The organism is Amycolatopsis sp. NPDC001319, assembly GCF_042896185.1.
Classification (GTDB): Bacteria; Actinomycetota; Actinomycetes; order Mycobacteriales; family Pseudonocardiaceae; genus Amycolatopsis.
This window is the reverse complement of the sequence record NZ_JBIAWY010000015.1, coordinates 185,178-197,718: the sequence shown is the minus strand read 5'-3', so window position 1 is coordinate 197,718 and position 12,541 is coordinate 185,178. Positions and strand designations below refer to the sequence as shown.

The following is a 12,541-nucleotide window of genomic DNA, read 5'->3' as shown; positions in this document are numbered from 1 at the left end:
GTACTGGACGGACCGGCGGAGGAGGTGGACCGTGACGGCTGAAATCAGCAGTGACCCGTGGTCGACGCTTGACGACATCCTTGGCCTGGAAGTCGCCGACCCCGTCGACGACGGGATCGGCGAGTTGGCGGTCTACGGCCGGTGCTCGACCGAGGACAACCAAGACCCGGAGACTTCCCGCGGCTGGCAGTTCGGGAACGCGCGAAAGTTCGTCGAGCCGCTGGGCGGCCGGATCGTGGCCGAGTTCTTCGACATCGGGCAGTCACGTTCGGTGCCGTGGGACCGGCGTACCGAAGCCGCTCGGCTGCTCGCCGAGCTGAAGAACCCGCGACGGACGTGGAATGCCGTAGTGGTCGGCGAGGGAACCCGGTGTTGGTTCGGCAACCAGTTCTCGCTGATCGCGCCACGGTTCGCTGCGTACGGTGTGGACTTGTGGGTGCCGGAACTCGGCGGGAAGTTCGACGCGCGGAACCCGTCGCACAAGATGCTCATGAGCGTGCTTGGCGGGATGAGCGAATCGGAGCGCCAGCACGTCCAGGCACGCGTTCGCGCAGCGATGGACGCTCAGGTGGTGAACGAGGGTCGTCACCAGGGCGGCCGGGCGCCGTACGGGTACGTCGTGGTAGATGGCGGGCCGCACCCGAACCCGCGGAAGGCTGCAGAGGGGTTCCGGCTGCGCGTGTTGGCGATCGACGATGAGGCGGCCGGCGTCGTCCGACGGATCTTCGCCGAGTACCTGGAAGGTGTGGGCGACCGCGCGATCGCGAAGGGCTTGAATGAGGACGGGGTGCCGTGCCCTTCGGAACGTCGACGCGACCAGAACCGGCACCGGCTCGCCGATGGCTGGCAGGGCAGCACTGTCCGATCCATTTTGGAGAATCCGCGCTACACCGGGTACGCGATCTTCGGCCGCTGGACCAAGCACGAAACTTTGCTGAACCCGGACGATGTGAGCGCGGGCCATGTCGTGCGATTCCGCCGCGCGGAGCCGGAACGCGTCGTTCGATCGCGCCGGCCCGCGCATCCAGAAATTGTCTCGGTGGAGACCTTCACGCAGGCACAGCTGGTGCGCCGGTCCCGCGCGGCCGGCGGGATGCGCGGCATTGCGAAGCTTGACCGGGATCGGAGCGCCACCAAGCACACCTATCTCCTGAAAGGGTTGGTGCGCTGCGAGATCTGCACAAGGAAGATGCAGGGCGCGGCGATCCGCAAAGGCGTGTACTACCGGTGCATCGCACGGACACTGGCGCCGGGCTCTGCGGCGCTCGCCGACCACCCGAAGACGGTGAATCTGCGAGAGGACGTCGTGACTCCGCCGATCAACGATTGGCTGTGTCAGGTCTTCGACCCGGCCAACCGGGACGAGACAGTGGCCGCGCTGGTCGGAGCGCAGGGCGGCCAGCGAGGCACGGGCCGGGACGCCGTGGAGAAACGACTTAAGGACGCGGAAGCACGGCTGCGCAGGCACCAGGCGGCGATCGAAGCAGGGGTTGACCCGGCGGCCCTGGTCGACGCGATGAACATCGCTCAGGCCGAGCGGCAAGCAGCGAAGGAAGAGCTTCAGCACCTGCCAGAAGCGCAGACGCTCGACGTGGCTGAGGTATTCGCGATGCTCGACTCGCTCGGCGACGTCGCCCGGCACCTGAACTCGCGGAACCCGGACCGGATCATGCAGGTCTACCGGGACTTGGACCTACAAGTCATCTACGACAACAAAAAAGAGGCGGTCGTGGTGACCGCCTCTCCCCCGTGTGGTTAACGTGTGTGTCCGAGGGGGGACTTGAACCCCCACGCCCGTTAAGGGCACTAGCACCTCAAGCTAGCGCGTCTGCCATTCCGCCACTCGGACTTGCTGATGAAGAGAGTATACGACCCCTGGAGGGCTGTTTTCAGGGGGGTGTCACCTGATGTTCAAGGGGCGGATGGGATGATCACGTGTTTTGCCCACGACGGTGGCGGTTTAGCGTATTGCCAGGTCAGTGCACCTTTTAGAGAGCCTGTGGGCGGCTCAGCTGGCTCGTGCACCGGGTGATGCTGACGTCCGGGGTGGGTATCGAAGATGATCTACTCGGCGATGGGGACTTCCGAAGGCATCTTCGGTTTGAGACCTCCCGGCGAAGGCTCCCGGGCGAGGGCAGCGTGCCGGGTGGAGCGATTCGATCCCGGTGTGGGCGTCAAAGGTGTCCACTAACCGGGAGTAGCCGTTGTTGCAAGGGAAGGGGAACGGCCTGCCAGGGTCGCGTCGACTCGGTTGGCGCCCTTCTAGCTGCACCCGCGATCCGCCAGCGTCGTCCTCCATCGCAACGTTTGAGCAGGTCAGATCAGGGGTCATCAACTGCCGGGACCTCCCCCACAACTGCCTGACTCTCCCTGAAAGTTCCCACTCCCCTGTGTTACTCAGCGTCGCGGGTCGCGAGTGCCTGAGTGACGTCGTCGCGGCGGATGATCATCAAACCGTGCGACCTGGCGAGGCGGACGCCGTGCTCGGCCAGGGTGCCGGCGAGCCGGCGGGGGTCCAACCGTCGTATTCGGAGGCGTTGTGGTCGGCGAGCCGCCAGAGCACCTCCGGCGTACGCACCCGCGGCTCGCCACGCGGGACTGGGCGACGTCGGCAAGGTGATCGATCGAGGCTGCTCGGCAGCGGCGATCTCTCTGCCGTCTTCGGCTGCCGGCTCCACCGCGTGCGTGACGACTGGTGGTACCTGGTCGATCCCATCTTCGAACGGTGTTTTGAAGGTGCGGATCAGCTCGAGCGCGGCGTCCGTGACAACGACGGCGACGCAGGTTCCGCGGTTGAGGTCCGGGCGCAGTTCCGTGGCGTGGATGCCGGCCCGGTACTTCCCGGAGCCGAGCGACCCGTCGTCGGCGATCTGGTCGGCGTGGCCGGCCCACCGAACTCGCCGCCTTCGAGACTGCGGGGCGGATAGCCCAGGCAGGTAAGAGGTTCCGGGCTTCTCGTTTGGAGGTCGCGGGAACCAGAGTGCTCCTAACTGGTCTCAGGCTGGATCCAGGAGCAGGTTCACGTTTTCGCGGACGTCGGGTCTCGGAGCAGTCCGGCGCGGTCGCGGATCGCTTCGAGGGCGGTTGCGGCCTGGGACGAGAACGGGTCTGCAGGGTCACTGGTGTTGATCCATTCGCGGAGGCCTGCACTGAAGGCCAGGATCAGCATCTCGGCGGCGAGGCGCGCGGTCAGCTCGTCGACGCCGCGGTCTGCGAGCGCGTCGGCCGCCGCGGTCGTGGTCCGTGCGATCTTCAGCAACCCGCGTTCTTGCACGTCCATGTTCGCGTCGGCAATCCGGCGCCGCGCGATGGCCCTGGGGCGCTGGTCGGCTGTCATCCTCGCGTCCGCTGCGTGCAAGGCGGCCAGGAGACAGGTGGGCACGTCGGCTTCCGCCGGTGCGGAGCGGATCGCGTCGGAGAACAGGATGGCGAGCTCGTCCTCTCGGCCGAAGAGGATCTCGCGCTTGTCGGCGAAGTGCCGGAAGAACGTCGCGCGATTGAGGCCCGCGCGCTCGGCGATCTGCGCCACCGTCGTGTTCTCGTATCCCTGAGCTGAGAACAGCTCGAGCGCGGCATCCTCCAGTCGCTCACGCGCATCCGGCGCCCATCGGCTCATGCTCACACGATAGACGATGCGACAGCATCGCATCACGCCATTGACGCGACTGTGTCGCATCAACTAGCTTCGATGCGACACAGTCGCATCACTTGCAGGGAGCATCACATGCGCATCTTCGTCACCGGCGCCTCCGGCTGGATCGGATCCTCAGTCGTCCCCGAACTCATCGGCGCCGGCCACGAGGTCGTCGGCCTCGCCCGTTCCGACACCGCCGCTGCCGTGATCGAGCAGCTGGGCGCCGAAGCCCGCCGTGGCGGCCTCGACGACCTGGGCATCCTCCGAGATGCGGCGGAAGAGAGTGACGGCGTCATCCACCTCGCCTACGCCCACGAACTCGGGCAGATCGGCGGCGCCCCGGCCGATGCCGCCGCCATCGACACGTTCACGAGCGCGCTCGAGGGCACCGACAAGCCGCTGCTCGTCACCGGCGCGACCATCACCGTGCCGGGTCGAGCCGCCACCGAGCACGACGAACTGGTGCCAGAGGGGCCCATCGCCGCGCGCATCAAGAACATGCAGGCCGCCCTCGCCGCCGCCGATCGCGGAGTCCGCGCGAGCCTTGTCATGATCCCGCGATCCGCACATGGCAAGGGCGAGCAGCACGGCTTCATCCCCCAGCTCACCGCCCGGGCAAGGACAACCGGCTTCTCCGCGTATGTGGGCGACGGGATGAACCGCTGGCCCGCCGTGCACGTCAGGGACGCAGCGACCCTGTACCGGCTCGCGATCGAGAAGGCGCCCGCAGGATCGGTCCTGCACGCCGTGGGCGATGAGGGAGTCGCCTTCCGCGACATCGCCGAGGCGATCGCGCGAGGAGTCGGCGTGCCCGCGCAGTCCCGCCCCGCAGAGGAATTCGGCATGCCCCTCGGAGCACTCCTGGGCACCGACATGCCCGCGTCGAGCACGATCACCCGGCAACTGCTCGGGTGGACACCGACGCACCCCGGCCTCATCGACGACATCGAAGAGGGGCATTACTTCGCCTGACGACCCGCAACCGGAGGAGCCGAGGGGCTGGCGCCCCTCCGCACCAGCGCCACGACTTGCCCCTCAGGCGTGCCAGGAAAGCACTGCTGGAACTCCGTCACCGCCAACTGCTGTCCCATGTCCGGCGACCTTCCCGGCTGGGTCCGCACGCTGCTGGGCATGACGATCGTTGTCACGGTAGCTGCAGGTCAACGGGGAATTGCAGGTGTGTAGACAGCGTGCAAGATCGTCCTCGGACAATCACCGTAACTCCCTAAGCGCGGATCGAGCTCGGTCTCGATCCGCGCTTGTCGTTTTCCGGCGTAGTCGCCGAGTCGACGGTCGCTCGTGCTTGCGCTGCATCCGGCCGCCGCAGACTCCACAGTGCAAGAGACCGCTGAGTGGGTCGCGCCAGTAGGCAAGTTTCATGGCGGGTCAGACCAGCGGGATCCTCGAAGGAATCGGGGCCGGACCGATTCCTTTCCAGACCCGGCCGAGTCCAACCACCCATGACGACGCACTCTTCGCGGCGCCTGGTGCTCAGCACCCTGGTGTCGCTCAACGGCGTGATCAGCGAACCCTTGGCGTGGGCCGGGCCCTACTTCGGCCCGGGCAGCGCGGCGGCCTCGCTGGCGGCGCTGCGCGGCTGCTCGGCGATGCTGATGGGCCGGCGGACCTACGACATCTTCTCCCGCCAGTGGCCGGACACCCCCGGCGACTACGCCGCCCACCTCAACGCCATGCCGAAGTACGTGTTCTCCTCGAGCCTGCGAGAGCCACACTGGACCAACACCACCGTGCTCGACACCGAAGTCGCCGGCACCGTCGCCGCGATGAAGCGGGAGCCGGGCGGGGATTTGATCGTCTACGGCCACGGCCGGTTCGGCCATACGCTCACCGCGGCCGGGCTGGTCGACGAGCTGGCGGTGACCGTCGTGCCCGTGACCGTCCCCGGCGGCGCCTCGTTTTCCCACCCCGGCGACGCGCCGAGCAGCTGGGAGGTGCTCAGCGCGGGCCCGGGCGCCGATCCGGGGCTGGTTTCCTTGCGCTACCGGCCACGACGAGGATGACGGACATGCCGGAGACATGGGACGGTCTCGAGGAGTACCGGCCGGAGCTGGTCGCGTTGTGCTACCGGATGACGGGTTCGGCGCACGAGGCCGAGGACCTGGCGCAGGAGACCTACCTGCGAGCGTGGGGCAACCGGGCCTCCTTCGAAGAACGCGCGTCAGTGCGCACCTGGCTGTACCGGATCGCCACGAATGTGTGCCTCACGGCGTTGCAAGAGCGGGGCCGCCGGGTGCTGCCGGCCGGGCTCGGCTCCCCGGGTGAAGATCCGGACGTCCCGCTTGCCGCGGCCGAGGTCCTCTGGGTCACGCCGTGGCTCGGCGACCCGGCCCACGTGGCCGAACGACGCAGGATGCTGCGGCTCGCCCTGGTCGCCAGCGCGCAGTATCTGCCGCCGCGGCAGCGCGCGGCGTTCCTGCTGCGCGAAGTGCTGGCCATGCCGGCCACCGAGATCGCCCAGGTGCTCGACACGAGCGTGCCCGCGGTCAAGAGTGCCCTCCAACGCGCACGCGCCCGGCTCGACGAACTGACGCCGGCGCCGGAGAACTTCGCCGAGCCGGGCTCCCCCGCGGCGCGCGACGTCCTGAACTCCTACATCGCCGCCTTCGAAACCGCCGACGTCGCGGCCCTGACCCGCCTGCTGCGCGACGACGCGACCCTAGAGGTGATCCCGTCCGGGTTGTCCCTGTCCGGGAAACGCTCGTGCGTTCCGTTCCTGGCCGAGCACGTGCTCACGGCGCCCGGGCTGTACCGGATGTTCCCGACCGTCGCGAACGACCAGCCGGCGGCCGTGGCCTACCACCGGGTGCGGGCCGACGCGCCATTCCGGCCCTTCGGGCTGGCCGTGCTGACCACGGACACCACGCACCTGGCTTCGATCACGACCTTCCTCGACCCGGACCTGGTCGGCGCGTCGGGCTTTCCCGACGACCCCGACCGGGTGCAGTTACCGCACGAGAACAGTCACGCCGCACGGGACAGCAGTCATCCGGCGGCGTCGGCGCGGTAACCGCCGGGCGTGGTCGCGTGCTCCCGCCGGAACGCCTTGGCGAAGGCGAACGGAGAGCTGTATCCGGTGGCGGCCGCGACTTGCGCCAGCGTCTTGTCGGTGGTGCGCAACAGCCGAGCTGCGGTGGCCATCCGCCAGCGCGTGAGGTACGTCAACGGCGGTTCGCCCACCACGGAGGCGAACCGCCGGGCGAACGCCGCGCGCGAAAGCCCGGCGACCCCGGCGAGCTGCTCCACCGTCCACGCTCGGCCGGGCTCGGCGTGCATGGCCGCCAGCACCCGGGACGTCACCTCGTCGGTCAACGCGGCCGACCAGCTCGTTGCGGTGTCTTCGGAGCCGGACATCCACGCGCGGAGCAGATACACCAGCAGAGCGTCCACAAGCGACGGTGCCACGGCCGCGGCCCCGGGCGGCGCCTCGTGCAGCTCGGCGCCGAGCAGGTCCACCATCGCCCGCAGACCCGGATCGCGTCCGGGCGCGGCGGGCAGGTGGACAACCTCCGGCAGATCCCGCAGCAGCGGATGAGGACGGCGGCGCACCAGCTTGTACGCGCCGCACACGATCGTCGACCGAGCCCCGGACCCGGGCAGCGCGAACCGCCCGAACGATCCGCCCGGCGTGTCACGAACGGGGGCGAACGGAGTGAGGTCCACGCCCGGTGCGGAGACGATCGCGTGCGGAGTACCCCGGCCGAGCAGCACCACATCACCGGGCCCCAGCTGAACCTCCGCGAACGCTGCCCCGTCCAGCGGGACCAGCTGACAACTGCCTTGCAGCACAACGTGGAACGCGGCACCGAGGACCTGGTCGAAGCGCAGCCCCCACGGCGCGTGGACCTCGGTGAGAGCGGCGACCGGCCGGCCCGCTCGCATCGCCGTCAGGATGTCGGCCAGCACGTCCATGCCGAGCAGTCTACGTGTCCACGTCCGCGAGACGCTGAGACAAACAATGGCGACGATTAACCATTTTCCGTCTCTTTGACCCGCCATAGCCTGGCGCCAGAGTTCATTGACCGCGAACTGGAGATGACCATGAAGACGGTATGGGTAGAAGGTGCTACGGGTAAGGCGGGCAAGCGTGTGACAGCTGCGCTCGCCGCAGCGGGCGTTTCGGTGCGGGCGGCCACCCGGCATCCGGGCGCACCCACAGAGAACGTCATCCCGGTCCTGTTCGACTGGGCCGACGAGTCCACGTGGGCGGATTCGGTCGCCGGCGCCGACGCCCTGTTCCTCAAAGGACTCGACGTGCTCGACGACGCGGCCTCGTTGTTCGCACGGCTCATCGCCGCCGCTCCGCAGGCGGACCACGTGGTCCTCATGTCCGCCTTCGGGGTCGACAAAGCACCGGCGGCCGCTCCGCGCGCGCGAGTCGAACAGGTGGTGCGGGAATCGGGCCGGAACTGGACCATCCTGCGCCCCAACTGGCTCATGCAGAATTTCGACGAGGACGACGCGGTGTACGCCAGGGCGATCCGCGACGACAACGAGCTCTACGCCGGAAGCGGAAGCCACCGCGCCGGCTTCGTCGACACCCGCGACGCGGCCGACGCGGCCGTCGCGGCCCTGACGACCGACGGCCACCACGGCCACAGTTACGACCTCACCGGCCCCGAAACCCTGACGTTCGCGGAGGTGGCCGACACGCTGTCCAGCGCGTCGCGGCGGACCATCCGCCACATCGACGCCGACCTCGAGACGCACCGGGCGCATTTCGCCCGCTCGGGACGTCCGAACGCGTGGGTCGACCACATGATGGATCTGTTCGTCTTCGTGCGCGCCGACTTGTTCGACGCCGTCACCGACGATGTGCAGCGGCTGACCGGCCACGCTCCGCGCTCTCTGGATGAGTACGCGCGGGAGATCTTCACGTCGACGTCTCCTGCGCCCTCGACGTCCATCGCCTGACCGGCACAGGTGTGCCCGGCAGGCGCGCGATCAACGCGGGCTTGCCGGGCGTGTCGTGGCAGGAGAAATTCGCTGTGGTGTGTTGCCGACGATGTGCGAACGCGTCGACCCCGTCCCGCGGCCACCGCTACACCTTTAATGATTCTTTACTTTCTCGAACGGCGAAGCCATACTGACCGTGAGGGGAGTACTTCCGCAGGGGCTGCCCGGTCAATACGGACATCCCGGTGATGTCCTCGGGAGCCCGCCCAGGTCGGTGACACGGGGTGTCGGCGGCACTGGGTGAAGGAGACCTCGAACCCGCGCCGGCGTGCGCTCGTTCGAGGAGGTCCTGTGCCCGCGGAAGGTGTTGTGGCGGCTCCGACGGAGTCCGTCGGGTCGCTTTGGCTGTGGTTGATCAGCATCGCGGTCCTGGTTGTGCTTCTGGTCGCCGACTTCATGGTGACGCGGCGTCCGCACGAGGTGTCGATGCGCGAGGCCGTCGGCTGGTCGGTGTTCTACCTGGCGCTGCCGGTGGTGTTCGGGGGCTGGCTGTGGGTCGCGTACGGGAGCGGCCAGGCGGTGGAGTTCCTGACCGGCTTCGTCGTCGAGAAGTCCTTGTCGGTGGACAACCTGTTCGTGTTCATGCTGCTGCTGGCCGCGTTCGCGGTTCCGCCGGCGTTGCAGCAGCGGGTTTTGCTCTACGGCATCGTCGGCGCACTCGTGCTGCGCGGGGCGTTCATCGCGGCCGGCGCCGCACTGCTGGCGGCGGGAACCTGGGCGTTCCTCGTGTTCGGGCTGGTCCTGTTCCTCTCGGCGGTGAAGATCCTGCACCAAGCACTCACCGACGCCGATGCCGAGCCGGACCCCGCACGGATGCGGTCCGTGCGGCTGCTGCGCAGGTTCATCCCGATCACCGACGACTACCAGGGAGCCCGGTTGACCGTGCGCGAGCACGGGCGGCGGGTGTTCACCCCGCTGGTGGTCGTGGTGGTGGCGGTGTTCACCACCGACGTCGTGTTCGCGATCGACTCGGTGCCCGCGGTCTACGGCATCACCGAAGACCCCTACCTGGTCTTCGCCACCAACGCCTTCGCGCTGCTCGGCTTGCGCGCCCTGTACTTCGTGCTGCACACCGCGCTGGCGAAACTCCGCCACCTCAACCACGGCCTGGCCGTCATCCTCGCGTTCATCGGGGTGAAACTCGTGCTGCACTGGGCCCACGGTGTCTGGCCCGCCGTGCCGCAGATCCCCACCCCGATCTCGCTGGCGGTCATCGTGCTCGTCCTGGCCACCGTCACCACCACCAGCCTCCTGCCCCGCCGCACACCCGAGCCTGCTGACCACCGACGGGACTGAGCCATGGCAACCGAACTACTCGTCAACGCCCTGCTCGAACTCTTCCTCACCCTGCTCATCCTCGCCGCACTGGTGATCACCTGTGCGGCATTGAGCCCACCACGCGGCCCAGGCTCCTGAACCCGGCGATCCACGCGGCGAAGCAGCGGGCAGAGGGCAGCGGGCGTGCCGACGGTGCGTTGTAGCGGCATCACGCCGTCAACCATGAGGACCCAGTCGAGGTCGAGCTCGCGTCAGGCCGGCGACGTCCCCTCGTCCAGTAGCGGACCGTAGAGCCTCATGAATATGCCGCCCACTTCGCGAATGTCTTCGTCGGGTCTGCTTCGTCCAGCAGCCGAGGCAGGAGCGCCACAAGCCGGGGTGACAATTGTTTTCGAGAGATCCACATCAGTGAGTCTCTGACCTCGTGCGCGAGACCGAGGTCGGTTGCCAACCACATGATCTCCGGGAGCAATTCGAGAGCGTCGTCGGGAACGTAGCGCAGATAGGCCAATGCAGTTCCGCGATGACTGCCGCGGAGTTCACGTTGCAGCACGCGTAGCCGTTCTTGGTCGGGCCGCGCGCCTCAAATGATCTTGGGCGCGTGACTGCGCCACGCCAGCGGTGGCCAGTTCCGTCCAGAGAGTTTCGACGTCAGGTTCCATCTGACGTCACCTGATCTTCCCCCATCGTTCCCATCCCAGGTAGGCAAACTGCTCGGCAAACGCGTCGAAGGGTACATCGCAGGTCGGGTAGCGTTTCGGCCGTTACTCACCCGGAAGTAGCAGTCACTCGCCGAGCCAGCCGGGACGGACCAGTCCGGTCTCGTAGGCGAGCACGACAAGTCCCGCGCGGTCGCGGACCGAGAGTTTGCCCATGATGCGGGAGACGTGGGTTTTCGCGGTCAGCGGGCTGACGAGCAGGCGGGCGGCGATGTCCGCATTGGACAGTCCCGCGCCGGCGAGGGTGAGGACTTGGCGTTCCCGCTCGGTCAGGGCGGCGATGGCCGCCGCGGCTGCCGGAGCCGGCTTCGTGCGCGCGGCGTATTCGGCGATCAGCCGGCGGGTGACGCCGGGGGCGAGCAGGGCGTCCCCGGCCGCGGCGGCGCGGACGCCCCGCGCGAGCTCGTCGGGTTCGCTGTTCTTCACCAGGAATCCGGCCGCGCCCCGGCGCAGCGCTTCGAACACGTACTCGTCGAGGTCGAACGTGGTGAGCATGACGACGCGGGTCGCGCCGCACGCCGGGTCAGCGGCGATCCGCGCGATCGCGGCCAGTCCGTCGAGGCCGGGCATGCGGATGTCCATCAGGACGACGTCGGGCCGCAGCGCCCGCACGAGGGCGAGAGCGGTTTCGCCGTCGCCGGCTTCGCCCACCACGACGAGGTCCGGGCGGGTCTCCAGAAGCACTCGGATACCGGCGCGCACCAGTGCCTGGTCGTCGGCGAGGACGACCCGGATCGGGCCGGGCGCGGTCACGAGGCGCCGCCGATCGGCAGGACGGCGGCCACCCGGTAACCGCCGCCGGGTACCGGCCCGGTCGTGAGCAGGCCGCCGAACGCGGTGGCGCGATCCCGCATCCCGGGCAGGCCGTTGCCGCCTCCGGCGGTCCGGCTGCCGGGACGTCCGCGACCGTCGTCGGTCACGGTCAGCTCCAACCGTCCTTCCGTGCAGGCCACGCGAAGCCCGAGAGTCGAGCCCGCGCCGGCGTGCCGGATCGCGTTGGTGACCGCTTCTTGCGCGATGCGGTATGCGGCCTGGTCGACCGGCGTAGGCAGGACCGGCAGCGGGCCCGCGGTGTCAGCCGTGACGCGCAGCCCCGCCGCGCGCGCTCCCTCGAGCAGTTCGGCAAGGTCGCCGGGCTGGGAAAGCCGAGGGCTCGGACGGTGCGGAGCGGCCCCGGCGCCGGGCGAGCGCAGTGCGTCCAGTGCCGCGCGCAGCTCCCCGAGCGCGGAGTTGCCTGCGTCCTTGATCGCCGTCAGCGCCTGCTCGACGGCTCGCGGATCGCGCGGGAGCAGAGTGAGCCCGGCGTTGGCCTGAACCGTGATCAGGGCCAGCTGATGAGCGAGGACGTCGTGCAGATCGCGCGCGATCCGCAGGCGTTCGTCCCCGGCGCGGCGCAATTCCTGCTCCTGACGCGTCCGCGCCGCACCTGCCAGTTCGGCCTCCCGGGCGCGGCGCGCCTGCCGCCGCACCCGGACGAGTTCCGCGGCAGCGGCCAGCACGAGGAACCACGCCGCCAAGCCGCCCCCCGACGCCACGCTCGGCGGGTCCCAGCCCGGCACCGGAACGAACACGGCCAGCACATACCCGGCGAAGAGAACCGCGTAGGCGACCGGTCTGCTGCCGAGCACCACCGCAGCCGCGAACGTGACGATCAGCGGCAGGAACACCGGCGCGGGGGCCACGCCCGACGCCAGATCCGCTACGTACGCGGCGAATCCGATCACCACTGCGCGCGTCGGCCGCACCCGCGACCACGCCACAGCCGCACCGGCCGCCGCGGCCGTCACGCACCCGACGGCCCACGGCCCGCTCTGAAACGCGGCCGCCACTCCCGCCGCGGCCGCGGCGAAGGCCAAGCCGAGCAACGGGTTACCACCGCCCGGCAGACGGCGGTGCCCGGCGATTCCACGGCGAAGTGCCACCCGGCCATCGTCCG

General features: G+C 69.0%; 13 protein-coding genes and 1 tRNA gene. 7 read left to right on the top strand and 7 right to left on the bottom strand.

Annotated elements, in window-relative coordinates; all coding sequences use genetic code 11:
* Window positions 1-31: 31 nt before the first annotated feature.
* Window positions 32-1,759, top strand: a complete 1,728-nt coding sequence (locus tag ACFY1H_RS41455) for a recombinase family protein (protein ID WP_386955691.1) — start codon at window positions 32-34, stop codon at window positions 1,757-1,759.
* Between the two features lie 6 nt (window positions 1,760-1,765).
* Here the strand turns inward: ACFY1H_RS41455 and ACFY1H_RS41450 are convergent.
* Window positions 1,766-1,849: transfer RNA gene (locus ACFY1H_RS41450), tRNA-Leu, on the bottom strand.
* A gap of 832 nt (window positions 1,850-2,681) precedes the next feature.
* Here ACFY1H_RS41450 and ACFY1H_RS41445 point away from each other — a divergent pair.
* Window positions 2,682-2,927: a hypothetical protein gene (locus ACFY1H_RS41445; RefSeq protein WP_386955690.1), complete on the top strand. Its 246-nt coding sequence runs from the start codon at window positions 2,682-2,684 to the stop codon at window positions 2,925-2,927.
* A gap of 92 nt (window positions 2,928-3,019) precedes the next feature.
* Here ACFY1H_RS41445 and ACFY1H_RS41440 read toward each other — a convergent pair whose 3' ends face one another.
* A complete protein-coding gene (locus tag ACFY1H_RS41440) occupies window positions 3,020-3,616 on the bottom strand; it encodes a helix-turn-helix domain-containing protein (protein WP_386955689.1) in 597 nt (198 codons plus the stop codon).
* A 108-nt stretch (window positions 3,617-3,724) separates the two neighbouring features.
* On the opposite strand from ACFY1H_RS41440, the gene ACFY1H_RS41435 reads away from it, so the two are divergent.
* Entirely contained in the window at window positions 3,725-4,606 is an 882-nt protein-coding gene (locus ACFY1H_RS41435; protein ID WP_366581901.1) for an SDR family oxidoreductase, read from the top strand.
* Between the two features lie 240 nt (window positions 4,607-4,846).
* Here ACFY1H_RS41435 and ACFY1H_RS41430 read toward each other — a convergent pair whose 3' ends face one another.
* Window positions 4,847-5,014 (bottom strand): zinc ribbon domain-containing protein, encoded by a 168-nt coding sequence (locus ACFY1H_RS41430; RefSeq protein ID WP_386955688.1) that lies wholly within the window; start codon window positions 5,012-5,014, stop codon window positions 4,847-4,849.
* A gap of 80 nt (window positions 5,015-5,094) precedes the next feature.
* On the opposite strand from ACFY1H_RS41430, the gene ACFY1H_RS41425 reads away from it, so the two are divergent.
* Both ACFY1H_RS41425 and ACFY1H_RS41420 read left to right on the top strand, forming a co-directional pair.
* The gene (locus ACFY1H_RS41425; protein ID WP_386955687.1) at window positions 5,095-5,655 is read left to right on the top strand and encodes a dihydrofolate reductase family protein; all 561 of its coding nucleotides are present in this window, start codon (window positions 5,095-5,097) and stop codon (window positions 5,653-5,655) included.
* Between the two features lie 5 nt (window positions 5,656-5,660).
* A complete protein-coding gene (locus tag ACFY1H_RS41420) occupies window positions 5,661-6,662 on the top strand; it encodes an RNA polymerase subunit sigma-70 (RefSeq protein ID WP_386955686.1) in 1,002 nt (333 codons plus the stop codon).
* Here the strand turns inward: ACFY1H_RS41420 and ACFY1H_RS41415 are convergent.
* Window positions 6,638-7,564: an AraC family transcriptional regulator gene (locus ACFY1H_RS41415; RefSeq protein ID WP_386955685.1), complete on the bottom strand. Its 927-nt coding sequence runs from the start codon at window positions 7,562-7,564 to the stop codon at window positions 6,638-6,640. The genes ACFY1H_RS41420 and ACFY1H_RS41415 overlap by 25 nt on opposite strands.
* Window positions 7,565-7,687: 123 nt before the next feature.
* Here ACFY1H_RS41415 and ACFY1H_RS41410 point away from each other — a divergent pair, with 123 nt between their 5' ends.
* Both ACFY1H_RS41410 and ACFY1H_RS41405 read left to right on the top strand, forming a co-directional pair.
* The gene (locus ACFY1H_RS41410) at window positions 7,688-8,566 is read left to right on the top strand and encodes an NAD(P)H-binding protein (RefSeq protein ID WP_386955684.1); all 879 of its coding nucleotides are present in this window, start codon (window positions 7,688-7,690) and stop codon (window positions 8,564-8,566) included.
* A gap of 351 nt (window positions 8,567-8,917) precedes the next feature.
* Window positions 8,918-9,904 carry a TerC/Alx family metal homeostasis membrane protein gene (locus tag ACFY1H_RS41405; RefSeq protein WP_386955683.1) on the top strand — a complete coding sequence of 329 codons (987 nt, stop codon included), beginning with the start codon at window positions 8,918-8,920 and terminating at the stop codon, window positions 9,902-9,904.
* A 277-nt stretch (window positions 9,905-10,181) separates the two neighbouring features.
* Here the strand turns inward: ACFY1H_RS41405 and ACFY1H_RS41400 are convergent, their stop codons facing one another.
* The 3 genes from ACFY1H_RS41400 to ACFY1H_RS41390 all read right to left on the bottom strand — a co-directional run bounded on the left by ACFY1H_RS41400 (window position 10,182) and on the right by ACFY1H_RS41390 (window position 12,527).
* Window positions 10,182-10,439 carry a hypothetical protein gene (locus ACFY1H_RS41400; protein WP_386955682.1) on the bottom strand — a complete coding sequence of 86 codons (258 nt, stop codon included), beginning with the start codon at window positions 10,437-10,439 and terminating at the stop codon, window positions 10,182-10,184.
* Window positions 10,440-10,671: 232 nt separating this feature from the next.
* A complete protein-coding gene (locus tag ACFY1H_RS41395) occupies window positions 10,672-11,358 on the bottom strand; it encodes a response regulator (protein ID WP_386955681.1) in 687 nt (228 codons plus the stop codon).
* Window positions 11,355-12,527, bottom strand: a complete 1,173-nt coding sequence (locus ACFY1H_RS41390) for a sensor histidine kinase (protein WP_386955680.1) — start codon at window positions 12,525-12,527, stop codon at window positions 11,355-11,357. The genes ACFY1H_RS41395 and ACFY1H_RS41390 overlap by 4 nt, the downstream gene beginning before the upstream one ends.
* Window positions 12,528-12,541 lie beyond the last annotated feature (14 nt).

What these genes read in the sequence shown, in the direction of transcription:
- ACFY1H_RS41425 (WP_386955687.1), top strand. Translation starts at nt 5,095, where the DNA reads ATGACGACGCACTCTTCGCGGCGCCTGGTGCTCAGCACCCTGGTGTCG.
- ACFY1H_RS41420 (WP_386955686.1), top strand. Translation starts at nt 5,661, where the DNA reads ATGCCGGAGACATGGGACGGTCTCGAGGAGTACCGGCCGGAGCTGGTC.
- ACFY1H_RS41440 (WP_386955689.1), bottom strand. Translation starts at nt 3,616, where the DNA reads ATGAGCCGATGGGCGCCGGATGCGCGTGAGCGACTGGAGGATGCCGCG.
- ACFY1H_RS41430 (WP_386955688.1), bottom strand. Translation starts at nt 5,014, where the DNA reads ATGAAACTTGCCTACTGGCGCGACCCACTCAGCGGTCTCTTGCACTGT.
- ACFY1H_RS41415 (WP_386955685.1), bottom strand. Translation starts at nt 7,564, where the DNA reads ATGGACGTGCTGGCCGACATCCTGACGGCGATGCGAGCGGGCCGGCCG.
- ACFY1H_RS41410 (WP_386955684.1), top strand. Translation starts at nt 7,688, where the DNA reads ATGACCATGAAGACGGTATGGGTAGAAGGTGCTACGGGTAAGGCGGGC.
- ACFY1H_RS41435 (WP_366581901.1), top strand. Translation starts at nt 3,725, where the DNA reads ATGCGCATCTTCGTCACCGGCGCCTCCGGCTGGATCGGATCCTCAGTC.